The organism is Pseudomonas sp. PAMC 29040 (assembly GCF_003994535.1).
GTDB classification, from domain to species: domain Bacteria; phylum Pseudomonadota; class Gammaproteobacteria; order Pseudomonadales; family Pseudomonadaceae; genus Aquipseudomonas; species Aquipseudomonas paraversuta.
Genome location: NZ_RZAA01000011.1, coordinates 168,259 through 194,383 on the forward strand (window position 1 = coordinate 168,259; position 26,125 = coordinate 194,383).

The following is a 26,125-nucleotide window of genomic DNA, read 5'->3' on the forward strand; positions in this document are numbered from 1 at the left end:
TAACAGCCCATGGCCCTGTCCACAGACCTTGATCAGAACAACCCGGAGGTCGGGGGTGGGGTGCCTTTGAGTTGCCAGGCCCCCACCGCCGCGGCTTTCCACTGCCGGGGGTTGTGGTTGGCCACAGTGCGGGCATTGCGCCAGTGCCGGTCAAGGTTGTGCGCCCGCCCCGTGGTCGAGGCCCCGCCCACGTCGAATACCAGCTCCGCCGCCTTGAGCGCAGACTCCGCAGCTATATATTGCGCCTGCGCCACGTCCACCGCCGCCCGGTCTACCAACAGCGGATCAAGATCCCCTGCCCACGCCCGGTCTATGGCCTCAGCCGCACGCAGCACCACCGCCTCGGCCGTGAATGCCCGGGCCGAGATGTCCCCCACGCTCAGCTCCACGTAAGGGTCGTCCACCGAACGGTTGGCGCTGCTGTGCTTGATCGGCCGCGCATGCTCATTGGCAAACGCCACCGCATCATTCAAGGCATTGCGCGCAATACCCGCCTGCACCGCCGCCAGGAACAATTGCAAAAATGGCGTGACGATGGTGCGCTTGCCCTCCTCCACGGTCCGGGTGCGAATCTCTTGCGCCAGCACCTGTACGTTGTTCAGGCGGGTAGTACCGCTGGCCGTCAGGCGCTGGCCCATGGAGTCAAAATCGTCCAGCAGCTCAAGCCCCTGACGGTTACGCGGCAAGATGAACGACACCGGCTGATCGTTTTCGTCCAGCGCCACCGCGCTGACCCAGTCGGCATATAACGAACCGGTGCTGTAGTACTTGTTGCCCGTGGCCCGGTAATGCTCGCCGTCACGCACTATCCGGGCGCTGATCGAGCCGTTGGCGCCACCGACTTCCCAGCCCGCATTGCCGATCACCGCGCCCTGCAGGTAGCGCTCGAACCAGCGTTCGCGCTCGCCTTCGGCATCATCCGCCCGGGACGCCAGCAACCCTTCGACAAAGCCGAAGCCGGGACGCAATGCCTGGGCAACGTTGGAGTCCACCGCCGCGATGCGGATCAATAAACCGATGACCTCTTTCACCGAGCCGCCACTGCCGCCATAGCGGACCGGAATTCTGGCGCTAAAAAAGCCGGCTTTGGCAATCTGCGCCACCGCCTCAAACGGCAGCAGCCGGTCGCGTTCGCGCAACGCCGCGCCCTGGCCGATCTCCGGCAACAGGCGGTCGGCACGGGCATTGAGTTCTGCCACCGTAGCAACGGGACGTTCGGTTACAGCAAACAGCTTACTCATGGCAATTCCTTGGGTTGATGACGCTTAAATGGCGATTTTCCAAAGCTGTGATTCATCAAACAGCCACGCGCTGTTCTCTGCTTCCAGCGGCGGCACCACCAGTTGCACCTGGGCACCGGGCAGACGCGGTACGGCCCCCAGCAGGCGACGGGTGTATTCATGCTGTGGGTTGTCAAACAGCGCCTCGACTGGGGCGCTTTCCACGACCTTGCCGTGACGCATCACCAGCACTTCGTCGCTGACATGGCGGATCACCCCCAGGTCGTGGGAAATAAACAGATACGCCAGCCCCAGGCTGGCCTGCAGGTCCGCCAGCAGGTCGAGCACCTGGGCCTGTACCGATACGTCCAGGGCCGATACCGGTTCATCGCAGATAATCACTTTCGGGTTGCTGGCAATGGCCCGGGCGATCGCCACCCGCTGGCGCTGACCACCCGACAATTGCAACGGGCGGCGGGTGGCCAGGTCGGCCGGCAAGCGCACCTGCTCCAGCAACTGGCGGATGCGCACAGCCTGTTGCCCGGCCTCGAACCCTGCTACATCCAGGGCGTCGGCAAGGATCCGGGCAACACTCCAGCGCGGGTCGAACGAGCTGAGGGGGTCCTGATAAATGACGCTGATATCCCGTCGATGCAGGCGCCGCTGTTTTTCCGTGACCCGCTGGCTGCCCGCCGCCGTCCACGGCTGACCGAGAAACTCGACCCGTCCCGCATCCGGTTCCAGCAGGCCCAGCACCATGCGTGCGACAGTGGTCTTGCCCGAGCCGGACTCGCCGACGATGCCCAGAGTACGCCCGGCCCGCAGTTCAAAACTGACGCCATCAACCACTTGCCGCGATTGATGATCGGGGCCGACATAAGCCTTGCCCAGCCCGCTGGCCCTGAGCAGCAACGGCGAGTCAGCCGCCGGACGGGGCTGCCCGCCCACTGCCGGCTGCCCCGGCGACAGGCGCGTACCCCGCGCATGTTCGGCAGGTACCGCATCCAGCAAGGCGCGGGTGTAAGGGTGGCGCGGGTTGCGCAACACCTGCTGCATAGGCCCCTGCTCCACCGTTACGCCGTGGCGCAGCACCAGCACTTCATCCGCCAGCTGCGCCACCACCGCAAGGTCATGGCTGATGATCAGCAACGAGTCGCCCCGGGCCTTGATTTCCTGCAGCACTTCAAGGATCTGCGCCTGCACCGTGGCATCCAGTGCGGTGGTCGGTTCATCGGCGATTACCAGCCCCGGACTCAGCGCCAGCGCACTGGCAATCAGCGCCCGCTGACGCAGGCCACCGGACAGTTGATCGGGACGTTGCCGGGCACGCAACCGGGGCTGCGGCACTCCGACTTTATCCAGCAACTCGATCACCCGCTCGGCGCGGCTGCGACGATCGCCCCAGTTGTGGGCCTTGAGCACTTCAAGGATTTCCTTGCCCACTGGCCGCAAGGGGTCAAGGGACACCAGCGCATCCTGCAGCACGAAACCGATGCCCTTGCCCCGCAGTCGACGCCAGCCGCGCTCGGACAACCCCAGCAGATCCTGCCCGCCATAACTCAGAGTGCGCGCAGTCACCCGCGCACCGGCGCCCGCCAGGCCAATCAGGCTGCGGGCAGTCACGCTCTTGCCGGAACCGGACTCACCGACCAGGGCCAGGGTCTTGCCCGGGGCCAGGGTAAACGACAGGTTGTGCACCACGGTCTGGCCGTCGAATTCGATGGACAGGCCTTCAACGATCAAGTGTTTGTCACTCATGACAGGCGTCCCTCCAGACGTTGTTGCAGATAGCGGCCCGCAACCGTGGTCGAGAGCGTGGTCAGTACGATGAACAGCCCGGGGAAGAAGGTCAGCCACCAGGCATTGGCGACAAAGTCACGCCCCATCGACAGCATGGTCCCCCACTCCGGCGCGGGCGGCGGCGCACCCAGCCCCAGAAAGCTCAGGGCCGAGGCCCAGACAATGGCCTGACCGACGCCCATGGTCAGGGTCACGATCAGTGGGCGCATGGCATTGGGCAACAGCTGGCGCAGGATGATCCGCCGTGTCGGATGCCCCAGGGCCACGGCGGCTTCGATGTAGCCGGCGTTACGCACCGCCAGTACTTGACCGCGCACCATGCGCGCATAGCCCGGTGCCCCGCCCAGCCCGGTGGCGACGATCAACGGACCGACGCCACTGCCAAAGATCGCCACGAACAGCAGCGCCAGCACCAGACTGGGGAAGGCAAACAGAATCTCCAGCAGCCAGCCGACACCGCGATCCAGATAGGCGCCGCCCAGGCCACCCAGCAAACCCAGGACAATCGCAATGCCCATGGCCAGTGCCGTGGCGGCCAGGCCGATGAACAAGGACTGACGGGTGCCGTAGATAACCCGCGAGAAAATATCCCGCCCCGATTGATCGGTGCCGAACCAGTGCGCCCAGCCCGGCGGGTGAAAGGCATCGTGGGGAACAATCGCCAATGGATCGCTGTGGGCAAACAGTTGCGGCGCCAGCGCCGCGATGATCAGAAAGGCCAGGAAGGTCACGGCCAGCAAGGGGCCGGGACGCAGCCGGGACGCTGTGCGCTGAACCCGGACAGCGGGCAGCATGGTTTCGAAAGTCAGTTCACTCATGCTGTTTTCCCCTGTTGCCGGGGATCGATCCACAGGTACAGCAGATCGATCACAATGTTGGCCAGCACATAGACGGCGGCCACCGCCAGACTGATGCCGATGGTCAGCGGCAAGTCCTGCGCCTGCACTGCCTGATACAACTGGCGGCCCAGGCCCTTGCGCGAAAAGATCACTTCAATCACCACCGCGCCGCTGATCAGCGCGCCGATGGCCCAGCCAGACAATGAAATACCGGGCAACACCGCATGGCGCAGGGCGTGCTTGAAGCGCACGGCGGTGTCGCTCAGACCCCGGGTGCGGGCAGTCAGGACAAAGGGTTGTTCCAGTGTCAGTTCAAGGGATTCACGGGTGACCTGGGCGATAAAACCGGCCAGCGGAATGGCCAGTGCCACCGCCGGCAATACCAGGGTGCGCCAGCCATCGCTACCGGCCGGGGGGAACCAGCGCAGGCCGAAGGCGAACACCGCCAGCAGCAAAATACCCAGCCAGAAGTGCGGCAAGGCAGCGGCCAGGGTTTCGGCCAGCGAGGCCAGGCTGGACACCCAGCGGCCACGGCCGGCGGTGAGCACGGTCAGCGCCAGGACCAGCAGCCAGGCCAGCGCCAGGGCGCTGAAGGTAAGCTGCAAGGTCGCCCAGGATTGCTCGGCCAGCACCTGCGTGACCGGTAAGTGCTGGGAGTAGGACATCCCCAGGTCGCCTTGCAACAGACGCCCCAGGTACAGCGCATATTGAACCGCCAACGGCTTGTCCAGACCAAACTCACGGGTGGCTTGAGCAATGGTCTCTGCGGTCGGGTTGCCACTGGCGCCGCCAAGAATGGCCAGCACCGGATCACCCGGCATCAGGTGCAAGGCGAAGAAAGTCAGGGTCGCGACGGCCCACAGCACCAGCACCCCGCCTGCCAGACGCCATGTCGCGCGACGGGCCAGCCGGGCCAGACGTTCGTGCCGCGCATTGGAGTATGTGATTGCGCTCATTGGTTTACCCCTCTCATTTGTTCACCCAGGCGTCATACAGGTAAGTCACCGCCAGCGAAGGCTCCAGGCGCACGCCCTGGGTGGTCTTGTAGATCCCCAGACGCGAGCTTTGCGGGTAGGTGGTCAGTTGCAGGTATTGCTGCGAAGCAATCTGCTGGGTCTGGTAGTACAGGGCTCGACGCTGCTCGGGGTCCTGGGTGGCCAGGGCTTGCTGGTTGATTGCGTCGAACTGCGGGCTGGCGAACCCTGCGGTGTTCTGGTGGTAGCCACCGACGCCTGCCGGCTGCACGAACTCCGAGCCGAACACAATGCGCAGCACGTCTGCGCTGTTGGTGTTCCAGTAGCCCACCCGGATGTCGTAGTCCCAGTCGGCCTGACGCTGGGTGGCCTGGACATCGCTCATCTGCTCCACCAGCAACTCGAACCCGGCCTTGCGTGTGGTGGCCTGGACCTGCTCCCACAGCGTCAGTTCCGAGGGTGGCGTGCGGTTGCCAATCACCACATGCACCTGCAGGCGCTTGCCGTCACGGGTGCGATAACCCTCGGCGTCGCGCCCGGTCCAGCCACTTTCATCCAGCAGCTGCGCGGCCCGGCCCTGATCGTAATCCTGGGCATGTTCGAAGTCCGGACTGTAAAAGCGCGTGGCCGAACTCAGCGCGCCACCGGCCCGGGGGAATTCATTGAAGTACACGCTTTTCAGCGCGCCCTCGACATCGGCGCTGCGCACAAAGGCTTCACGCACCTTCAGGTTATCGAAGGGTGCGCGGGTGATATTCAGCGTGCCGTTGGTGGGGTTGCCCGGACGCAGGGCGACCAGCATGGTCAGGTCCGGATTGCGCCGCGCCGCCTCATGGGACTCGGGCGGCAGCGCCTCGATCACGTCGACCTCGCCTGCCTGCAACGAGGCAAAACGCACCGATGGCTCCTGGATGAACTTCCACACAATGCGCTCCAGCCATGCCGGGCCCTGATGCCTGGCGGTGGGTGGCGCCCAGTTGTAATCCGGGTTGCGTACCAGTTCGACCTGGCTCTGGCGGTCCCATTTGACGATCTTGAACGGGCCGCTGCCCACCGGGCTTTCACAGTTCTGGTCACGGGAGCGCAGCAATGCCGTAGGCGATTCAATGCCCAGAAAGCCTTGGGCCAGCACCTCCAGAAACGCGGCATAAGGTGTGGCCAGATGCACCACTGCCGTGTAGTCATCGAGCACCTCGGTGCTGCGGTACTGGCGGATATAACCACCGGCGGTACTGGACTGGGTTTTCGGATTGGCCATGTGGTCCAGGTTGGCCTTGACCGCTGCCGCGTTGAACGGCGTGCCGTCGGTGAAGTGCACGTCATTGCGCAGATGGAAGGTGTACACCAGGCCGTCGGCCGACACCTCCCAGCCCTTGGCCAGCCACGGACCTATTTGCCCCTGCTCGTCCATCGATACCAGCGAGTCGAGATACTGCTGGCCGATAAACACCTGAGGCATGTCCCCGCTGACATGGGGGTCCAGGCAAGTGGGTTCGCGGTCAGTGGCGTACACCAGCGTGCCGCCGCTGACCGGCTTGTCACTGCGTGCGACCGTGGAGGTATCCGGGCCGCAGCCGACCAGCAGACTGCACAGTGCAGCAAAACCGATGAGGGGTGTGCGTTTGAGCAGCGACCTGGATCGTCTGCCTTGAGATCGCAGATGGGGTGAGCGTTCGAGCATGGGGCTTACTGCCTAAAGTCCGGGAACAGGGCTATTGCACAAGGCATGCCGGGTTTTTCGGACAGTAAACAGGGGTAATGGGCGGGGGGATGCGGGGTAAAAACCAACACTGTGTGCGGTCACTGTTGGTGGGCCAACAGTTGCCGGACGTCACCTGCGGCAACGGCCAGGAAAAGCCTATATCTCTTGTGCAGTCGCTGATGACGCACGAGGCTGCGATAAGGGCCGCAGGCCCGTCATCCATGGGGCCTGCGGCGCTGTCCATCGCAGGTGCCGTACTTCTAAGGCGCCGGGTTGGGTGTGCGCTGATGGACGGCCTCGATCTGGGCCAGGATGTCTGGATCAAGGGTCAGGTGCAGCGCGCCGAGGTTTTCGCGCAACTGGGCCAGGCTGGTCTGGCCGGTCAGTGCACTGGCCACAAAAGGTTTGTTGATGACGTAAGCCAGGGCCAGTTGCGCCGGGCTCAGGTTGTGTTGTCTGGCGATCTCAAGGTAGCCATTGACGGCCTGGTCCACCGCCGGGCCGTCATAGCGGTTGAAGGTGCGGTACACCGCTGCCAGGCGCGAGCCCTCGGGACGCGCACCGCCCAGGTATTTGCCGGTCAGCGAACCGAAGGCCAGGGGCGAATACGCCAGCAGCCCTACGCCTTCGCGATGGCTGAACTCCGAGAGCCCGCCCTCATACAGGCGGCTGAGCAAGCTGTAGGGGTTTTGCACGCTGACAATGCGCGGCAAGCCCAGACGCTCGCTCTGCTTGATGAACTCGGCCACACCCCAGGGGGTTTCATTGGACACGCCAATGTGGCGGATCTTGCCGGCCTTGACCTGCTCGGCCAGCACCGACAGGGTTTCTTCAATGGCCACGCTCTGATTGTCTTCGGCATAGGGGTATTCACGCTGGCCGAAAAAATTGGTCGCCCGGTCCGGCCAGTGCAGTTGATAGAGGTCCAGATAGTCGGTGTTCAGACGCTTGAGACTACCGTCCAGCGCTTCGACAATATTGCGCCGGTCGTGCCGGGTCAGGCCGTCACGAATGTGCAACTGCCCGCCGGGTTCACGGGCCGGGCCGGCAATTTTACTCGCCAGGACCACATCGTCGCGACGGCCGCTTCGGGCCAGCCAGCTGCCGATGTAGCGTTCAGTGGTGCGCCAGGTATCGGCATGGGTCGGGGTGGGATACATCTCGGCGGTGTCGATCAGATTGACGCCTTCAGCCAGCGCCAGCTCGATCTGCTGGTGGGCATCGCTTTCGCTGTTTTGATGGCCCCAGGTCATGGTCCCAAGCCCGATGACGCTGACCTTGATGTCACTTCTGCCCAGTTGGCGATAACGCATGGGTAATCCTTTGATTGAGGTTTAAAACGCAGGCGGATCCTTGCAGCTAGCATGCCACGTAGCACAAGCCCGTGTCCCCGGGCCCAATGAACGCCCAGGATGGTTGAAGGCCGGACAGATAGCTTTTTAAACATCAACAGCTCGCGAGCAAGCTCGCTCCTACGGTGAGGTGGGTGGGTGGGATGCAACCGCTAGCACCCTGTGGGAGCTGGCTTGCCAGCGATGGCGGGGAGTCAGTCAATGCATCCGGCAATGACATTGCGCCATCGCGAGGCAAGCTCGCTCCTACGGTGGAGCGGGTGGGATGCAACCGCTAGCACCCTGTGGGAGCTGGCTTGCCAGCGATGGCGGTGGGTCGGTCTATGCATCCGGCGCTGACATTGCTCTATCGCGAGGCCAGCTCGCTCCTACGGTGGGTAACCCGCCAGCATTGAAGTCACCCCGACCATACAGGCCAGCAACGAAACTCCTGTCACCGTGGCAACCGCCAGCACCCCGGGGGCTGTCACCGGGGTGCCATTGAGCAACTGATGATGGCGCCACGCGCCATACACCAGAACCCCGCCCGCAGCGATCAACAGCGCCAATGCCAACCCAGTGATCGCCGTCTGCTGGCTGCCCCACCCCGAACGCAGCGCCAGCAAGCCGTTGGCCAGCACCGCCAGTCCGGTACGGTTCCAGGCCAGTGCCGTGCGCTCGGCCTGCAGTCCGGGATCACGGGGGCTGTGCATCACCAGATCCGTGCCGCCAGCAACCACACAATGATCGCAGTGATGCCCAACGTCACCAGCACAATCACCGGAATGGCCAAGGTAGCAGGCAAGCTCCTGGCGTGGCGCATTGCAATTTCATTGGCCCGCCAGCGCACATACGCCAGGGTAGAGAGCAGCGCCGCCAACCCCCCGAAGGCAATTGCCAGGCCCGCCACCACCGCGGGTGGGCCCAGGGTGGTGGCGAACTGTTCAAGCATCACGCCACCGGCCAACAAGCCGAGCGCCGTGCGAATCCAGGCCAGAAAAGTCCGTTCATTGGCCAGCGAGAAACGGTAGTCCGGGTCCTTTCCTTGTTGCCGCCACAGGGGTATACGCATTGGCCTGCTCCTTGTAGCTCAGTGCTTGCGCGCCGGGATCGCAATCAGCATCACGATTGCACCGATCAAGGTAATGGCGCCCAGAATCGCCAGTCCGGCATAGATGCTCCCGGTACTCGATTTCATCCAGCCCACCAGGGTCGGGCTGACGAACGCGCCGATCCCGCCCAGGCTGGTAATCAGGGCGATGCCGCTGGCCTTGGTATCACGGGTCAGAAAGGTTTGCGGAATGGTCCAGAACACCACGAACCCGCCGTATGAAGCGGCCGCGGCAATGGACAACAGCGTGATGGCCACCGGGATGCTATGGGCAAACAGGGGCAGGAGCGCAAAGCACAGGGCGATCACCGCACCACAGCCAACCAGGTGCCAGCGGCGTTCCATTTTCCTGTCAGAGCTGTGGCCGACCACATAGGTGCCAATCGCACCGGCGATGAACACGGCGCTGGAGAGCAGGCCGACATCCAGCAAGTCTTTGACCCCCACATCCCTGATGATGGTGGGCGCCCAGAAACCAATGGCGTTGAACGACACCAGCACGCAGAAATAGCCGACCATCCCGAGATAAACCTTGGGGTTGTGCAACGCCTCGCGCAGACCATGGCCCTTGCCTCTGGCTTCGCCCTGCTCTTCGCTGGCCAGATCAGCCAGGACTATGGCCTTTTCACGTTCGCTGAGCCACTTGGCCTCGCCGGGCCGGTCGCTCAGAAAATAGAACGCCACGACCCCCAGCAGCACTGCTGGCAGCCCCTCCAGCAGGAACAGCCATTGCCATCCGTGCAAACCATGGACATCGGCCATGTGCACCATGATCCAGGTCGACAACGGTCCGCCAATGATCCCGGCGGTGGCTGCACCCATCATGAAGAAACCGGTGACACGGCCCCGGCGTGCGGCCGGAAACCAATAGGTCAGGTACAGGATCACCCCCGGAAAGAAGCCCGCCTCGGCGGCCCCGAGAAAAAAGCGCATCACATAGAATTGCAGCGGCGTGTTGACGAACATCATGGCGCTGGAAATCAGGCCCCACAGGATCATGATTCGCAACAGGGTGCGGCGCGCGCCGATGCGCTGCATCCAGATATTGCTCGGCACTTCGAACAGTACATAGCCAATGAAGAACAACCCCGCGCCCAAACCATAGGCAGCCTCGGAAAACCCGAGGTCGTTCATGAACTGCAGCTTGGCGAAGCTGATATTGGCGCGATCCAGATAAGAAACGATGTAGCAAATAATCAGGAACGGCATGAGCCGCAGCGTGAGCTTGCGGTAGGTCCGTTCAACTTCATCGGACGAATAACTGTCTACAAAAGCCGGGGACTGTTGAGCAATATTCATGTGACCCTCGATGACTCTGCAAAATTGAAGTCGATACAAAGGAGCGGCCCGAACCGGCGACCGCCAGAATGACCGGGGCGCCGCGTCAGGCGCTGACCAGGCCGGCCACACTTGCCTGCAGGCAGGCGGGCGGCACCGTGCAGTCAGGGGCCAACGGCTTTGCCAGTGCATCCCCGGCTTTCACCCCGTCCCCCGCCTGCATCACAAACAGCGGGTTGATATCCAGTTCCTGCAGTTGCTCTTGCAGATCGATGGCCATCGCCGACAACCGCATCAGGGTGTCGGTCAGGGCGTCCAGATCGGCCTTGGGCCGACCACGGGCACCGTCCAGGATCGCAAACAGCCGCAACTCGCGCACCATCGCCCAGGCCTCGGAACGGGTGATCGGTGCCAGGCGAAAACTGACGTCCTGCATCACCTCGGCGAAGATCCCGCCAAAGCCCACCATCACCGCCGGGCCGAACAAAGGGTCATTGTTGATACCGAGAATCAACTCGGCGCCGCCACTGACCATTTCCTGCACCAGCACACCATCGGGCACGCAGTTGGGGGCATAGGCTCGGGCGTTGTTGATGATCTCATCGAAGGCTGCGACCACGGCGCCATCCTGTACACCGATGCGCACACCACCGGCTTCGGTTTTGTGCGGGATGGCCGGGGATTGAATTTTCATCACCACCGGCCCGTCCATTGCCCCGGCGATGTCGCTCGCCTCTCTGGCGCTGGTGGCCAGTGCTTCGCGGGTGACACCGATGCCATAGGTTTGCAGCAGTTTTTTCGCTTCAAACTCGGTCAGATCAGTGGCGCGACCAGCCAGTGCAAGCCGGGCCCGGGGGCTGGTCAGCTGCAATGGCTGTTCGCTCTGCACTTGCGCCAGTTCGATCCGCGCCCGGGCGAACGCCCACAACGCACTGGCACCGCGGGCACAACGTACCGGCGACTGATAACGCGGGATGCCTGCCGTATCGAGAATGTCATAGGCCTGCTGCACCGTGGCCGGGTCGGCGTTCCAGGCAACCAGCACCGGTATCTCGCGTTCAGTGCAGATGCGCACTATTTCGTTGGCCAGCTCCACCGCCTGAGAACCGCTGGCAGCCGCCAGGGCCAGGCCGATCATGTCGACGTTCGGGTCATTGGCCAGTTGCTCCAGGGTCACCCGCAACAGGCTCGGGTCGGTGAGCAGGCTGGCGGTCACATCCAGCGGGTTGGCAACCGCGGCAAAAGCAGGCAGAACCTGTTTCAGCGCGCTCACACTGGCAGGTGCCAGCGCCGGCAACTGCAGGCCGCCATTGCTGGCGCCGTCGGCCATGGCGATCCCGGCGCCGCCGGAGATGGTGACGATGGCCAGGCGGTTGCCCTTGGGCAAGCGCCCCGGTAGCAGCGCCTTGGCACAGTCGGCCAGATCGCCTACGTCACTGACCTCGATGATCCCGCTTTGACGAAACGCGGCCCGATACAGCGCCATCGAGCCGCCCAGATTGGCCGTGTGCGAAGCCGCTGCCAGGGCCCCGGCAGGCGAAGTGCCGACCTTCCAGATCAGCATCGGCTTGCCTGCCGCCAGCGCGCGACGGCCAATGCCGAGCAGGCGCCGGGCGTCCTGGAAGCCTTCCACATAACCGGCAATCACATGGGTCTGCGGGTCGTCGATCATGGCGTCCATAAAGTCCAGCGAGGTGGTCACCGACTCGTTGCCCGTGGACACGTAATGCCTGAAGCCGATGCCTTCCTGGCTGGCCAGCATCACGATCGAATTGCCGAACGCGCCGCTCTGGGAGGTCAGGCTCAGATGCCCCTTGGGATAGGTCAGGCCGTATGGCGCACCGAACCCCACATGCATGCCCGCGCTGATATTCATGTAGCCCTGGCAATTAGGGCCGATCACTTGCATGCCGAACGAACGGGCGATTGCAGTGATGTTGCGTTGAGCCTGGGCGCCCTCCTCACCGGCCTCGGCGAAGCCCGACGAAAGAATGACCGCAAACCGGCAGCCTTTTTTGCCCAGTTCGGCCAGGGCATCCGGAACCCGTTTGGCCCCGACCGCAATCACGGCAACATCGGGCACCAGGGGTAACGCGGCCACATCGGGGTAGCAGGTGTAACCCGCCACCTCTGCATAACGCGGGTTGACCGGCAGGATTCGTCCGGCAAAGCCCTTGGCCTTGAGGTGGGCGATGGGCTGGCCGCTGATCGAGGCCAGGTCTTGGGAAGCCCCGATCACGGCAATGGTGCGCGGGTTGAAGAAGGTATCGAACATGTTCATAACGACTTCCTGCAACGGAGGAGATGGACCGGCCTTAGCGATGGACCGCCAGTACCTGTTTGGCGATGTTGAGCTGATGGATCTGGCTGGTGCCTTCGTAGAGGCGGAACAGCCGCACATCCCGATACCAGCGCTCGATGGCGGCATGGTCGGCGATGTAACCGGCACCGCCGAACATCTGCACACAGCGATCAGCCACTCGCCCGCACATCTCGGTCGCGAAGTACTTGCACATCGACGCTTCGAGCACCACGTCCTCGCCCCGGTCGCGTTTGCGCGCGGTTTCCAGAATCATCGAGCGGGCGGCGTAGATCTCGGTCTGGCAGTCGGCAATCATGGCCTGTACCAACTGGTGACTGGCCACCGGCTGGCCGAACTGCACACGCCGGGAGGTGTGCTCGATGGCCATTTCCAGCATGCGCATCGCCGGCCCGGTGGACAGGGCCGCCAGGTGGATGCGTTGCTTGTTCAGGGTTTTCATCACGGTCTTGAAACCGCAGCCTTCGACACCGCCGATGAGATTGGCGGCAGGCACCCGGCACTGATTGAAGAACACCGCGCCCACGGGTGAGCCGGCCTGCCCCATCTTGCGATAGGCCGGCCCCGTGGACAGGCCGGGCATGCCGCGTTCGACAATAAACGCCGATACGCCTTTGGCCCCGGTGGTGCCCGGCTGGGTGCGGGCAGTGACGGTAAAGACGTCGGCGATGGGGCCGTTGGTGATGTAGCACTTCTCGCCATCGAGAATGTAGTCATCGCCATCGCGTCGGGCGCTGGTCTGCACATTGGTGGCTTCCGAGCCGGCGTCCGGCTCGGTGACGGCCAGGCAGCCGGTCCACTCGCCAGTGGCCATGCGCGGCAGATAGCGCTGCTTCTGCTCCTCGGTGCCGTCAACCACTATGCCCTCGGAGCCGATACCGGTGTTGGTGCCTACCCGCGCCCGGATGGCCACCGCAGATTGCGACAGTTCGAATGCAGCCAACACCAGCTCTTCGGTGCTCAGGCCGGCGCCGCCATAGTTTTCGGGGATGCTCCACCCGAAGAATCCGCCCTCGCGCAGGGCCTGGACCAGATCGGCAGGTACCTCATCGAGGCGCTCGATCTCGGTTTCTCTGGGGATTGCCCGCTCAGTGACGAAACGGCGCGTCTCATGCAAAAAAATGTCGAACGTCTGATGATCTCTGATCATGGTAGGTCCCGCCTGTTTTTATAGTTGTTGGCGAACATATGGCATCCACCCCGGACCATAAGCAAACAGTGTTCGGCTGTGCAGAACACTGTTTGAATAGTTGGAACACAACGCGCATTGTTCAACCATTGATCATGATCCGGAGACTGCTTGTGGAGATAAATGACAAGCGCAGGCGCCTGCCCATGACGGCGCTGCATCAGCGCGATTCAGGCGCCCATGCCGCCCCGGGGGATTGGCATTCCCCGGCCAGGCATTACGTGGCGGATGAGTTCGCGGATGACCGGCAATTTGCCGCGACCCTGGCCCGCGGCCTGGAGATCCTGCATTGCTTTACCCCGCGGGACACGCAACTGGGCAATGCCGAACTGGCGTCACGCACCGGTATGGCGAAAGCGACAATCTCGCGTTTCACCTACACCCTGGTGCGCCTGGGCTATTTGCGGATCAATCGGCTGAACAATAAATACCAGTTGGGTTCGGCTGTTTTATCCCTGGGCTATCCGTTGCTCGCCAGCCTCAACATCCGGCAAATCGCCCGGCCTTTCATGAAAGAGATGGCCGATCATATTCGCGGTTCGGTTTCCCTTGGCATGCGTGACCGGCTCAGCGTGGTGTATCTGGAGAGCAGCCGCAGTGCGGCGCCCATGAGCCATCCACCGGATGTTGGCTTGAGCTATCCGATTGTGCGCACGGCCATGGGGCGGGCATTGATTGCTGCCTCTTCACGGGAAGAGCGCACGGCATTGCTCAACGAAATCAAAGTCAAAACCCCTGACGACTGGAAGATGTTCCAGACCCGCATCGAAGAGAGTGTGCAGGAGTATAACCAGCGCGGATTTTGCGTGTCCTATGGTGATCTGCGGCGTGAGATCCATGCGGTTGCGGTGCCGATGCGGCCCATGCCGGATGGCGAAATCCTGGTATTCAACTGCGGGGTTTCGGCCTTTATGCTCAATGAGGGGCAACTTAAAAACGATATCGGGCCAAGGCTGGTATCGATGGTGCGCAGCATCGAGGGCATGCTGGGGATTTACTGATCGGGGCTTGAGGTCGCTGACCAGGCACGGGGCGGCGATGGACTGCGCAGCAGGCCCCGCAACTGAAGGCCCTGGGGCCCTTATCACAGCCTGGTTCCTGGTGAGCGACTACACAATCCGCGCATTTTGTAGCCGTTGGCGCAGGCTGCGTCCGGTCACGCAGCGATTATCATCGGGGGGCTACGATAAGTCTGGCAATTGCCGCTGACCTTCGGGAAAGCCGTGGTTACGGGCGCTGAATACAATCCACAGTCCCGCCAGCAACAGCACCAGCAATACCCAGGGAAAGATGCCAACCCCGACCTGATCCAGCAACACGCCACCGGTCAGTGCGCCGATCGCGATGGCGCTGTTCCAGACCACCACGTTCAATGACAGCGCAACATCGGCGCCCTCGCCTGCAGAGTCCGCCAATGCGGTTTGCAGCAAGGTGGCAGCACCGCCAAACGATAAGCCCCACACCAGCACGCCGGTGTATATCACCGCCACTGATTGAGCAAAAAAACCAAATACCAGCGCGATCGCAGCGAATGTTCCAAGGCTTGCCAGCACCGCTTTGCGCAAGTGCCGATCCACCAGCCTGCCGGTGAGCCAGATCCCCACCAGCGCCGCAAGACCGAATACCAGCAGCACGATATCGACGTCATTGCCCAGACCTGCCGGCGCCACGAAAGGTGCGATGTAGGTGTAGAGAATGTTGTGCGCCAGCATCCAGGTCATCACCACCCCAAGCACGGAGCGCACCCCCGGCGTCAGCAGCACCTGCCGCAGACCGGTGCGCTGCGATGCCGACTGCCCCGGATAATCGGGCACCTTGACCAGAACCCAGACCATCAGCACCAGGGTCAGACCCGACATCAGGCCAAAGGCCGTGCGCCAGCCCACCATTGCCCCCAACCATGTGCCCAGCGGCACGCCGAGCGAGAGCGCGATCGGCGTGCCGACCATGGCCACTGCCATCGCCCGCCCCTGCAGGTGCGGTGCCACCATGCGCCGGGCATACCCCGCCAGCAGGCTCCAGGCCAGACCTGCAGAAGCACCGGCAAAAAAGCGCGCAACCAGGGTCACGCCATAGCTGGAAGACCAGGCGGTAATCGAGTTGAACAGCAAAAAGCCGACAATCGTCAACAGCAGCACATTGCGCCTACGCCAGCCCTGGGTAGCAATGGTCAGCGGGATGGCGGCCAGCAGGGATCCCAGCGCATACACCGTGACCATCTGCCCTGCCAGTGAAGATGAAACCTGCAGACCGCTGCTGATTTGTGCCAGCAAACCCGCTGGCAAGGTCTCGGTCACGATACAAATGAAGCCGGTCATGGCCAGCGCGAGCAGTGCCCCCATGGGTAATCGTTCAGTGTTGTGTTGTGCTGCCGCCATCGCTTGTTCCAGCCTTGTTAGTTATGTATCGATGAGTACATATGTAGTCACGGGAAAGATTAATGGTCAACGACTTTTGTATCGAATAGTATTTAAGTCCTGTTACCGAGGAGACTCCAATGGCACAGATGGGACGCCCGCGTACGTTTGACCGGGATGCGGCAATCACCCAGGCCATGCACCTGTTCTGGGAGCACGGCTACGACTCGACTTCACTCAGCCAGCTCAAGGCGAGCATCGGCTCCGGCATCTCCGCGCCCAGTTTTTACGCGGCCTTCGGCTCCAAGGAAGCCTTGTTCAAGGAAGTCATGGAGCGCTACCTGAACACCCATGGCCAGGTCACCGAATGCCTGTTTGACCTGCAGTTGCCTGCCCGCGAGGCAATTGAAAGAACATTGCGTGGTTCCGCCAGAATGCAATGCGAGGATGGCCACCCCCGGGGTTGTCTGGTGGCGTTGGGACTTATGAGTGCCAGCTCGGCTGAAGCCATCGCCATTTGCGCCCCGCTCGCCGCAGCCCGGGCGCGCAACCGGGCCGGGTTTGTTGCCTGTGTGGAGCGCGGCATTGCCTCGGGCGAGTTGCTGGCACAAACCAGTCCCGTCGCCCTGGCCACGGTGTTTGAAAGCTTTTTGCTGGGGCTTACAACCCTGGCCAGAGATGGCGTAGCCCATGGCGTGATGGAGGCTGCCATTACTCAGGTAATGAGCGCCTGGGATGCCATGCGCAGCGACATGGCGGATTGAAAGGGCTCGCTCATCTCTGGCCCGGACACCCTGTAGGAGCGAGCTTTTCAGTGCGGTATTTCGAATCGCCAACAGCTCGCGAGCAAGCTCGCTCCTACGGTGGGGTGGGTGGGATGCAACCGCTACCACCCTGTGGGAGCTGGCTTGCCAGCGATGGCGGTGAGTCAGTCTATGCATCCGGCGCTGACATTGCTCTATCGCGAGGCAAGCTCGCTCCTACAGGGGCTGGTCTGCAGATGGCGCTCCTACAAGGCCAGCTGGTCCACCAGCAACTGAGCTGCCGGCGTGAGCGAGATGCCGTGGCGGGTGACGATTTCGTAGGGCTCGCTGCGGGATTTCAGCTCTAGCGGCAAATGCACCAGCATGCCGTGGGTAACCGCCATCTGCGCCACATCCACCGGCATCACGGCGACCAGATCCGGGTCTTGCAGCAATAACGAGAGCGTGGTGAAGGTGGATGAGGTTTCAATCGGGTAGGTCGGGAAGTTCAGCCCCGCCTCTCTGAACTCGCGCTCCAGGGTCAGGCGCATCGGCATGTTGACCGGGAACACCACCCACGCCGAATCAGCCAGATCACTCAACTCCAGGGATGCGCGACCGGCAAACCGATGGCGGGGGCTGGCGACCACCACCAGCGGTTCCTGATCCCGCAGGTGGCAGTCATATGCCGCCGGGTGCCGGCTGACGCTGGTGCGACAAAGGGCAAGGTCCAGCCGCCCTTCATCCAGCAGTAGCAGCAAGCGGGCGCTGGTGTCTTCGACAATCTCCACCGACAGTTGCGGCTGTTTGGCCCGCAAACGCGCCAGGCATTCCACCAGTGCCGGCACTGCGCCCATGATCACCCCCACCGACAGGCGACCACCGTGGCCCTGCATGATGCCGAGCATTTCTTCACGCAAATGCGCCACGTCAGTGTGGATCAGCCGCGCATAACGAATCACGCAGCGCCCAAGGTCGTTGGGGGTCAGACCTTTGGTCGTGCGCTCGAACAGGGTTGAACCCAGGGTCGATTCGATTTCATGCAACGCCTTGGTCGCACCGGGCTGGGTGATCGCCACGGATTCGGCCGCCTTGTGCAGGGAGCCGTGTTCGTCCAGGGCAATCAGCAAACGCAGTTGCTTGAGGCGCAGGCGGGAAATGATGGTGGTGAGGGATGGCAGCATAGGGGATGACTAATGGTTATCGCTCAATCAGCATCTGTCATTAGGCAGCATCTCTGACAAAAATTAAAGTGAGCCCCAGAAGAGCCGTTACGGCTCGCCATAAAAATAACCTGCGAAGAGCTCACTCCATGCGTTTAATCCAGTTTGAAACCACCCATGGCACACGACAGGTCGGTGTTATTGAAGGCGATGAAATCCATGTGGTGCGCGCCACCGACACTACCCGGGAGCTGGCGCTCAGCGCCATTGCCAAGGGCCACGGCCTGGTGGAAGAGGTGCTGGAACGCGGCACCGAGCCAAGTCCCTACAGTTATCGCCAGACTTTGCTCGAAGGCCGGGTCTTGCCGCCGCTCGATCACCAGGACCCGGCCCATTGCCTGGTCAGCGGCACGGGCCTGACCCATCTGGGCAGCGCTTCGACCCGCGACAAAATGCACCAGAAAAACGCCGGCGAGCAGGCCGCCATGACCGATACCGCACGGATTTTCCAGTGGGGCATCGAAGGCGGACGCCCGCCTGCGGGCACCCCGGGGGTCCAGCCCGAGTGGTTCTACAAGGGCGACGGATCGATTGTGGTTCGCCCCGGCGCGGCCTTTGACACGCCGCCATTCGCCGAGGATGCCGGCGAAGAGCCCGAGTTGACCGGCCTGTATGTGATCGGCGAAGACGCCAAGCCGTACCGCGTCGGTTTTGCCCTGGGCAACGAATTTTCCGACCACGTCATGGAGCGCCGCAATTACCTGTACCTGGCCCACTCCAAGTTGCGTAACTGCAGCTACGGCCCGGAACTGCGGGTCGGTGAGCTGCCACGTCATCTGAGCGGAATGAGCCGGATCCTGCGGGGCGATGAAGTGATCTGGGAAAAAGAGTTTCTGAGCGGTGAGGACAACATGTGCCACAGCCTTGAAAACCTTGAATACCATCACTTCAAATATGCGCAATTCCTGCGCCCCGGCGATGTGCATGTGCACTTCTTCGGCACCGCCACCCTGTCCTTTGCCGACCAGATTCAGACCCGTGAAGGCGACCGGTTCGAAATCAGCATGGCCGAGTTTGGCGAGCCTTTGGTCAATGGTATCCAGGCCGGTGCTGCCGAGCTGCCCGCCGGCAAGGTGAAACCACTGTAAATCGCTTTGCGGGTCTGCCAAAAGACCCGCCTCGCTTGATAAAAAATATAAAAATCGAGACACGTATGAACCTCAAAACTTCAGCGCCTGCGTCGTCCACGCTGGCCGATCACGCGGATGCGTCGCGTCCAACCACCGTGCGCTGGCGCATATTCCTGATCCTGCTGCTGTTGTCGGCGATCAACTACATCGACCGCGCTTCGCTGTCGGTGGCGATGCCGCTGATTTCCGCCGAGTTTGAAATGACGCCGGCCCTGGAAGGCTTGATGCTCAGTGCGTTTTTTTGGTCGTACGCATTAATGCAGATCCCCGGCGGGATGCTGCTGGACCGCTTTCAAGTGCGCAATATCGTCGGTGTTGCCACCGTGGGCTGGGGCTTTTTTCAAGCCATTGCCGGTGGTGCCCACAGCTGGATCACGCTACTGGCCACCCGTATCGGCCTGGGCGTTGCCGAATCACCGATCATGCCCGCCGGCGCCAAGTTGAACGGCGCTTGGCTAACGCCTAACGAACGTGGACGCGGCGCGACCCTGGTGGACGGCGGAGCTCCTCTGGGAACCGCGTTCGGCGCCATCATCATCGCCGGGCTGATTACCTGGTTTGACTCCTGGCGGATTGCGTTCGTGATTGCCGGGGTCGGCACCATGATCGTCGGCGTCTGGGCCTGGTGGTACATCCGCAACAGCCCGGCCGAGCACCCCAAGGTCAATGCGGCCGAACTGGCTTACATCACCGACGCCAATGCCGAAGCGGCCCGCACCCACGGCGAACGCAAGGCCATTCTCAAGGACCTGCTCAAAAGCCGCTCGGTGCTGGCCATGTTTGCCGGGTATGCCTGCTACAACAGCGTGTTCTACGGCCTGTTGACCTGGATGCCGAGCTATCTGCATAAGGCTCACAACCTGGATATCAAGGCCATGGGCGGCGCCACGTTCCTGATTTTCATGTGCGGTTTTATCGGTGAAATCTTTGGCGGCTGGCTGGCGGACAAATGGAAAGACGCAGGCGGCGCGCCCAACAAGGTGATGCGTTGCATGTTCGGCGGTTCGGCGGCCATTGCCGCGCTGTGCATCCTGCTGGTGGCTTACACCCCGGACGCCGTCACCGTCATTTCCCTGCTCTGTGTGGCGCTGTTTTTTATCCGCTGGTGCGGTATGTACTGGTGCCTGCCGGCCATTCTGGGGGGCAAATCCAAAGCCGGAGTACTGGGTGGCAGCATGAACTTCTGCGGCAATATGGTCGGGGTTATCGTGCCCATCCTGATCGGCCTGATCGTGCAGTTCACCGGTTCGTATTTCCTGGCGCTGATCTTCTTTGTGGTCATGGCGTTCGGCCTGATGCTGTTTTCTTCCCTCATTGACTACCGTGAACGCGGACTGGCCTGAGCCACTGCGCTCCATTGGGGTAACCGTGATGCAACTGATAACTAAAACAGGCAGCGAAAATGCTGCCAATGCCGTGATCCGCCTCAACCCGCTGGACGATGTACTGATTGCCCGGCAGCCCATTCCACAGGGCCTGGTGCTGGAAGCTGAAGGGCTGGTGGCGTTGAACCCGATTCCTTCCGGGCACAAGATTGCGACCCGCACTATCGAACCCGGCCAGCCGCTGCGCCGCTACGGCCAGATCATTGGCTTCGCCAGCCAGCGGATCAAGGCCGGGGAGCACGTGCATGTGCACAACCTGGTGATGGGCGACTTCTCCCGCGATTACGCTTTTGGCGTCGACGCGCGCGGGGTCGGCCCCCAGACCAGCGACACCTTCATGGGCATAGTACGGGCCGATGGCCGGGTCGCCACCCGCAACTACATCGGCATCCTGACTTCGGTTAACTGTTCGGCAACCGTGGCCAAGGCCATTGCCGATCATTTCCGTCGTGATATCAATCCCCAGGCCCTGATCGACTACCCCAATGTTGACGGGGTGGTTGCCCTGACCCACAGCTTCGGCTGTGCCGTGGACCCGGGCGGCGAAGCCCTGGCCATGTTGCGCCGCACCCTGGGCGGTTATGCGGTGCACCCTAATTTCGCATCGGTGCTGATGATCGGCCTGGGTTGCGAAACCAACCAGATCGCCGATTTGCTGGCGGCCCAGGGCCTGGAAAAAGGCGAGTTCCTGCGCGCCTTTACCATCCAGGGCACGGGCGGCACCTCGAAAACCATCGCCAGCGGCATCGAGCAGGTCAAGTCCCTGCTGGCCCGGGCCAACCAGGTAGAACGCCAGCCCGTCAGCGCCAGCCACTTGATTATCGGCCTGCAATGCGGCGGCTCGGATGGCTACTCGGGCATCACCGCCAACCCGGCGCTGGGCAATGCGGTCGACCGGCTGGTGGCGGCAGGCGGTACCGCCATCCTGTCCGAAACCCCGGAAGTCTATGGCGCCGAGCATTTGCTCACCCGCCGCGCCGTCAGCCAGGAGGTGGGCGAGAAGCTGATCAAGCGCATCCACTGGTGGGAGGACTACTGCAAGCGGATGAACGCCGAGCTCAACAACAACCCGTCGGCGGGCAACAAGGCCGGAGGGTTGACCACCATTCTGGAAAAATCCCTGGGTGCGGTGGCCAAGGCAGGCTCCAGTGATCTGGTGGATGTTTATGAATATGCCGAAACAGTCCGCGCCCACGGCCTGGTGTTTATGGACACCCCGGGCTACGACCCGATTTCGGCCACCGGGCAAGTCGCTGGCGGCGCCAACCTGATCGCCTTTACCACAGGCCGGGGCTCGGCATACGGCTGTGCGCCCTCGCCCTCGATCAAGCTGGCGACCAATACCCGACTCTGGGAAACCCAGGAAGAAGACATGGACGTGAACTGCGGCGGCATAGCCGATGGCAGCATGACCATCGAAGAACGCGGCGAATACATCTACCGCATGATGCTGCGCATTGCTTCGGGCGAGCGCAGCAAAAGCGAGCAGCACGGGTACGGTCAGAACGAATTTGTACCCTGGCAGATCGGGGCTATTACCTGAGTACACACCCCCTACAGGTTTCACCGATTCTATTGAGGACACACAGATGACACACATCAGCGGTCAAAATTTTATCGCCGGGCAGCGCTGCGCTGCCGGCACCGTACATTTGCAAAGCCTTGATGCCAGCACCGGCGAAGCATTGCCGTATACCTTTATCCAGGCCACCGAGGCCGAAGTCGATGCCGCAGCCATGGCTGCCAGCGCCGCATTCCCGGCGTTCCGTGGTTTACCGGCAAGCCGCCGGGCCGAGTTTCTGGAAGCCGTCGCCGATGAAATCGACGCCCTGGGGGACGATTTCGTGGCCATTGTGTGTCGTGAAACCGCCTTGCCTGCCGGGCGTATCCAGGGCGAGCGTGGCCGCACCAGCGGGCAAATGCGCCTGTTCGCCAGCGTACTGCGCCGGGGGGATTTTTACGGTGCCCGTATCGATCAGGCCCTGCCCGACCGCCAGCCCCTGCCCCGGGCAGATCTGCGCCAGTGGCGCATCGGGGTCGGCCCGGTAGCCGTGTTTGGCGCCAGCAATTTTCCTTTGGCATTCTCCACTGCCGGCGGCGATACCGCATCGGCCCTCGCAGCCGGTTGCCCGGTGGTGTTCAAGGCCCACAGCGGGCATATGGCGACTGCCGATCTGGTGGCCCAGGCCATTGAGCGCGCAGCCACCCGCACCGACATGCCGGCCGGGGTATTCAACATGATCTACGGCGCCGGTGTCGGCGCCACCCTGGTCAAGCATCCGGCGATTCAGGCCGTCGGCTTTACCGGGTCGCTGGCGGGCGGACGTGCCCTGTGTGACATGGCAGCGGCCAGGCCGCAGCCAATCCCGGTATTTGCCGAGATGTCGAGCATCAACCCGGTGTTGATGCTGCCCCGGGCCCTGGCTGCACGCGGCGAGAAACTGGCCCTGGAGCTGGGCGCTTCCGTGATGCAGGGTGCCGGCCAGTTCTGTACCAGCCCGGGTCTGGTGCTGGGTATCCGTTCCCCCGAGTTCAGTGGCTTTGTCGAAGCACTCAGCCAGTTTTTCAGCAACCAGCCTGCGCAAACCCTGCTCAATGCAGGCGGTTTGCACAGCTACAGCAAAGGCATCAAGCGCCTGGCAGAAGTGGCCGGCATCCGTCATCTCGCAGGCTCCGGGCAACACGGCAATCAGGCCAGCCCGCAGCTGTTCCAGGCTGATGCCAGCCTGTTGATCGACGGCGCCGAGGTGTTGCAGGAAGAAGTGTTCGGACCGACCACCGTGATTGTCGAAGTGGCAGACAAGGCCCAGTTGCTGCAGGCGTTGCATAGCCTGCATGGCCAACTGACTGCGACACTGATTGCCGAACCTGCGGACCTGCAGGCGTTCGCCGAGGTGGTGCCGGTGCTGGAGCAGAAGGCCGGACGCCTGCTGCTCAACGGCTACCCGACCGGCGTCGAAGTCTGTGACGCGATGGTCCACGGCGGGCCGTACCCGGCGACCTCCGATGCCCGCGGCACCTCGGTCGGCACCCTGGCCATTGACCGTTTTCTGCGCCCGGTGTGCTACCAGAACTACCCCGACAGCCTGCTGCCGGACGCGTTGAAAAACGCCAACCCGTTGGGTATCCAGCGTCTGGTCAACGGTGAAAGCAGCCGAAAACCGCTGGCTACCTGAGGGAGGGATGTTTTTTGCAGGAGCGAGCTTGCTGGCGATCCATTGGCATCTCGGTCGTTCAACCAGACCGCAGTGATGCCATCGCTGGCAAGCCAGCTCCCACAAGATCCGCCAACCACTACAAACCCCTGTAGGAGCGAGCTTGCTCGCGATCCACTGGCACCTCGGTCGTTCAGACAGACCGCAGTGATGTCATCGCTGGCAAGCCAGCTCCCACAAGATCTGCCAACCACCACAAACCCCTGTAGGAGCGAGCTTGCTCGCGATCCACTGGCACCTCGCTCGCTCAGCCAGACCGCAGTGATGCCATCGCTGGCAAGCCAGCTCCCACAAGATTGCCGCCGGCCACCACAAATCCCTGTAGGAGCGAGCTTGCTCGCGATCCACTGGCACCTCGGTCGTTCATACAGACCGCAGTGATGTCATCGCTGGCAAGCCAGCTCCCACAAGATCCGCCAACCACCACAAACCCCTGTAAGAGCGAGCTTGCTGGCGATCCATTGGCATCTCGGTCGTTCAATCAGACCGCAGTGATGCCATCGCTGGCAAGCCAGCTCCCACAAGATCCGCCAACCACTACAACCCCTGTAGGAGCGAGCTTGCTCGCGAGCCATTGGCACCTCGGTCGTTCAGACAGACCGCAGTGATGTCATCGCTGGCAAGCCAGCTCCCACAAGATCTGCCAACCACCACAAATTCCTGTAGGAGCGAGCTTGCTCGCGATCCACTGGCACCTCGCTCGCTCAGCCAGACCGCAGTGATGTCATCGCTGGCAAGCCAGCTCCCACAAGATCCGCCAACCACCACAAACCCCTGTAGGAGCGAGCTTGCTCGCGAGCCATTGGCGTCTCGGTCGTTCCGCCAGACCGCAGTGATGCCATCGCTGGCAAGCCAGCTCCCACAGGATCCGCCGGCCACCACAAATTCCTGTAGGAGCGAGCTTGCTCGCGAGCCATTGGCGTCTCGGTCGTTCCGCCAAACCGCAGAGATGCCATCGCTGGCAAGCCAGCTCCCACAAGATCCGCCAACCACCACAAACCCCTGTAGGAGCGAGCTTGCTCGCGAGCCATTGGCGTCTCGGTCGTTCCGCCAAACCGCAGTGATGTCATCGCTGGCAAGCCAGCTCCCACAAGATTGCCGCCGGCCACCACAAATCCCTGTAGGAGCGAGCTTGCTCGCGAGCTTCTCAAGATTGCCGCGTTCACATGGCATCAATATCGGCTCGATAAAAAGCTCGCGAGCAAGCTCGCTCCTACAGGGTCAGGTGTCCTCAGGACCCTTCGAACTTGAAGGCCGGGGTCACTTGAAACCGGCTTGAAACTTCACCCGAGTAAATCGTGCTCTGGTCCGGCCCCAGGTCCAGTTTTTTTACCGCTCCCGTGGCTTTCGAAAAATCAATCCGGTTCAGGTCGACCCAGAACGTGTTGGGGCTGATCGCCGATTCAAAGAAGTACAACCCGCGCTTGTGGTCGATCACCGATCGCCAGCGGGTCGACGAGATGTTCGGCTCGCCGGGCGTGGTAATGCCGTAAGGCACCGAAACGTTCCTGATCACACTGAATACGCTGGCCAGTGAGGAGCGCGGGTCTTCGGATTTGGGCACGGCATTGACATAAAAGGATGCCCGCGCAAAACGGTCGGCCGAACGGTTGGTGCCGGGGAGCATTACCGTGCCGCCAATGGCTTGCCAGTACGCATTCATTGCCAGTTGCGCATCGAATGCTGGCGAGTTGGTCATCACTTGATAGCGTCGGTCATGGTGGATCACCTGCTTGCCATCGATGTATTCAATGATTGCACTGTCACCCGAGGCGTCAGACATCGAAAGATGCAGGGTGGCCAGACGACTTTCACCCGGCACCTGCGCAGTGACCACGGTGAAGGGCTCGGTTTCCAGCACCGCAACCGCTTCGGCAACACTGCTGAAATTATCCAGAACATACTGCGCCCAGGCCGCAATGCTCAGCCCGGGTTTGCCTTTATGCACCGGCGGATACTCCGACTCCACCAGCCACAGCAGGTTGGCCGAGAGCCCGGCTTCGTTCACCCCGTCGGTGGTGGAAATGTCATAGCCGGTGGCAATCACACTGCCGTATTTAGAGGTCCATTTCAGTGAGCCGGCGCCCACTTCTCCAGTTCGCTGCATGCCTTGCGGGAAGATCCACAGATTGGTCGCCACATCGGTTTTCCAGTCCATGGAGCGTGCCGTAATCACATTCTGGTTATCGCCCAGGTACACCAGGCGGGTGCAGGCATCGGCCACCGGTAGCGCCAGGCTAAAGCCTGCCAGTGCCAGCGCCAGGTATCGGGTTTGTTTGAGCAGCTGCATTCCTTGGCCTCCTTGAAG

General features: G+C 62.3%; 20 protein-coding genes. 6 read left to right on the forward strand and 14 right to left on the reverse strand.

The window, feature by feature from the left end; genetic code table 11:
• Positions 1 to 32: 32 nt before the first annotated feature.
• The 11 genes from WG29040_RS19550 to WG29040_RS19600 form a co-directional block, all read right to left on the reverse strand.
• Positions 33 to 1,241 carry an acyl-CoA dehydrogenase family protein gene (locus tag WG29040_RS19550; protein ID WP_127196730.1) on the reverse strand — a complete coding sequence of 403 codons (1,209 nt, stop codon included), beginning with the start codon at positions 1,239 to 1,241 and terminating at the stop codon, positions 33 to 35.
• A 24-nt stretch (positions 1,242 to 1,265) separates the two neighbouring features.
• Positions 1,266 to 2,978: an ABC transporter ATP-binding protein gene (locus WG29040_RS19555; RefSeq protein ID WP_127196731.1), complete on the reverse strand. Its 1,713-nt coding sequence runs from the start codon at positions 2,976 to 2,978 to the stop codon at positions 1,266 to 1,268.
• Positions 2,975 to 3,838, reverse strand: coding sequence for an ABC transporter permease (locus WG29040_RS19560; RefSeq protein WP_127196732.1), 864 nt, complete (start codon positions 3,836 to 3,838; stop codon positions 2,975 to 2,977). The genes WG29040_RS19555 and WG29040_RS19560 overlap by 4 nt, the downstream gene beginning before the upstream one ends.
• Positions 3,835 to 4,815: an ABC transporter permease gene (locus tag WG29040_RS19565; protein WP_003447522.1), complete on the reverse strand. Its 981-nt coding sequence runs from the start codon at positions 4,813 to 4,815 to the stop codon at positions 3,835 to 3,837. Before WG29040_RS19565 ends, WG29040_RS19560 begins: the two co-directional genes overlap by 4 nt.
• A 13-nt stretch (positions 4,816 to 4,828) precedes the next feature.
• Positions 4,829 to 6,514: an ABC transporter substrate-binding protein gene (locus WG29040_RS19570; protein ID WP_127196733.1), complete on the reverse strand. Its 1,686-nt coding sequence runs from the start codon at positions 6,512 to 6,514 to the stop codon at positions 4,829 to 4,831.
• Between the two features lie 281 nt (positions 6,515 to 6,795).
• Positions 6,796 to 7,848, reverse strand: a complete 1,053-nt coding sequence (locus WG29040_RS19575) for an NADP(H)-dependent aldo-keto reductase (RefSeq protein WP_003447519.1) — start codon at positions 7,846 to 7,848, stop codon at positions 6,796 to 6,798.
• A gap of 407 nt (positions 7,849 to 8,255) precedes the next feature.
• Complete coding sequence (locus WG29040_RS19580; protein ID WP_127196734.1) at positions 8,256 to 8,579, reverse strand: DUF202 domain-containing protein; 324 nt, start codon at positions 8,577 to 8,579, stop codon at positions 8,256 to 8,258.
• Positions 8,579 to 8,938 carry a YidH family protein gene (locus tag WG29040_RS19585; protein ID WP_127196735.1) on the reverse strand — a complete coding sequence of 120 codons (360 nt, stop codon included), beginning with the start codon at positions 8,936 to 8,938 and terminating at the stop codon, positions 8,579 to 8,581. Before WG29040_RS19585 ends, WG29040_RS19580 begins: the two co-directional genes overlap by 1 nt.
• A gap of 18 nt (positions 8,939 to 8,956) precedes the next feature.
• Positions 8,957 to 10,276: an MFS transporter gene (locus WG29040_RS19590; RefSeq protein WP_127196736.1), complete on the reverse strand. Its 1,320-nt coding sequence runs from the start codon at positions 10,274 to 10,276 to the stop codon at positions 8,957 to 8,959.
• An 85-nt stretch (positions 10,277 to 10,361) separates the two neighbouring features.
• Positions 10,362 to 12,536 carry an acetate--CoA ligase family protein gene (locus WG29040_RS19595; protein WP_165878376.1) on the reverse strand — a complete coding sequence of 725 codons (2,175 nt, stop codon included), beginning with the start codon at positions 12,534 to 12,536 and terminating at the stop codon, positions 10,362 to 10,364.
• 34 nt (positions 12,537 to 12,570) lie between these two features.
• Entirely contained in the window at positions 12,571 to 13,725 is a 1,155-nt protein-coding gene (locus WG29040_RS19600) for an acyl-CoA dehydrogenase family protein (RefSeq protein WP_127196738.1), read from the reverse strand.
• A gap of 185 nt (positions 13,726 to 13,910) precedes the next feature.
• Here WG29040_RS19600 and WG29040_RS19605 point away from each other — a divergent pair, with 185 nt between their 5' ends.
• A complete protein-coding gene (locus tag WG29040_RS19605; protein ID WP_235972438.1) occupies positions 13,911 to 14,765 on the forward strand; it encodes an IclR family transcriptional regulator in 855 nt (284 codons plus the stop codon).
• Between the two features lie 180 nt (positions 14,766 to 14,945).
• Here WG29040_RS19605 and WG29040_RS19610 read toward each other — a convergent pair whose 3' ends face one another.
• Positions 14,946 to 16,142 (reverse strand): MFS transporter, encoded by a 1,197-nt coding sequence (locus WG29040_RS19610; protein ID WP_010656113.1) that lies wholly within the window; start codon positions 16,140 to 16,142, stop codon positions 14,946 to 14,948.
• A 119-nt stretch (positions 16,143 to 16,261) separates the two neighbouring features.
• On the opposite strand from WG29040_RS19610, the gene WG29040_RS19615 reads away from it, so the two are divergent.
• Positions 16,262 to 16,885 carry a TetR/AcrR family transcriptional regulator gene (locus tag WG29040_RS19615; RefSeq protein ID WP_003447513.1) on the forward strand — a complete coding sequence of 208 codons (624 nt, stop codon included), beginning with the start codon at positions 16,262 to 16,264 and terminating at the stop codon, positions 16,883 to 16,885.
• A gap of 245 nt (positions 16,886 to 17,130) precedes the next feature.
• On the opposite strand, the gene WG29040_RS19620 is transcribed toward WG29040_RS19615, so the two are convergent.
• Positions 17,131 to 18,048, reverse strand: coding sequence for a LysR family transcriptional regulator (locus WG29040_RS19620; RefSeq protein ID WP_003447511.1), 918 nt, complete (start codon positions 18,046 to 18,048; stop codon positions 17,131 to 17,133).
• A 128-nt stretch (positions 18,049 to 18,176) separates the two neighbouring features.
• Between WG29040_RS19620 and araD1 the strand changes: the two genes are divergently transcribed.
• The 4 genes from araD1 to WG29040_RS19640 all read left to right on the forward strand — a co-directional run bounded on the left by araD1 (position 18,177) and on the right by WG29040_RS19640 (position 23,778).
• Entirely contained in the window at positions 18,177 to 19,175 is a 999-nt protein-coding gene (gene araD1, locus WG29040_RS19625) for an AraD1 family protein (protein ID WP_127196739.1), read from the forward strand.
• 65 nt (positions 19,176 to 19,240) lie between these two features.
• Complete coding sequence (locus tag WG29040_RS19630; protein WP_010656116.1) at positions 19,241 to 20,560, forward strand: MFS transporter; 1,320 nt, start codon at positions 19,241 to 19,243, stop codon at positions 20,558 to 20,560.
• Between the two features lie 28 nt (positions 20,561 to 20,588).
• Entirely contained in the window at positions 20,589 to 22,145 is a 1,557-nt protein-coding gene (locus WG29040_RS19635) for a UxaA family hydrolase (RefSeq protein WP_127196740.1), read from the forward strand.
• Positions 22,146 to 22,191: 46 nt separating this feature from the next.
• Positions 22,192 to 23,778: an aldehyde dehydrogenase (NADP(+)) gene (locus WG29040_RS19640; RefSeq protein WP_127196741.1), complete on the forward strand. Its 1,587-nt coding sequence runs from the start codon at positions 22,192 to 22,194 to the stop codon at positions 23,776 to 23,778.
• Between the two features lie 1,270 nt (positions 23,779 to 25,048).
• Here the strand turns inward: WG29040_RS19640 and WG29040_RS19645 are convergent.
• Positions 25,049 to 26,107: a linear amide C-N hydrolase gene (locus WG29040_RS19645; RefSeq protein WP_127196742.1), complete on the reverse strand. Its 1,059-nt coding sequence runs from the start codon at positions 26,105 to 26,107 to the stop codon at positions 25,049 to 25,051.
• Positions 26,108 to 26,125 lie beyond the last annotated feature (18 nt).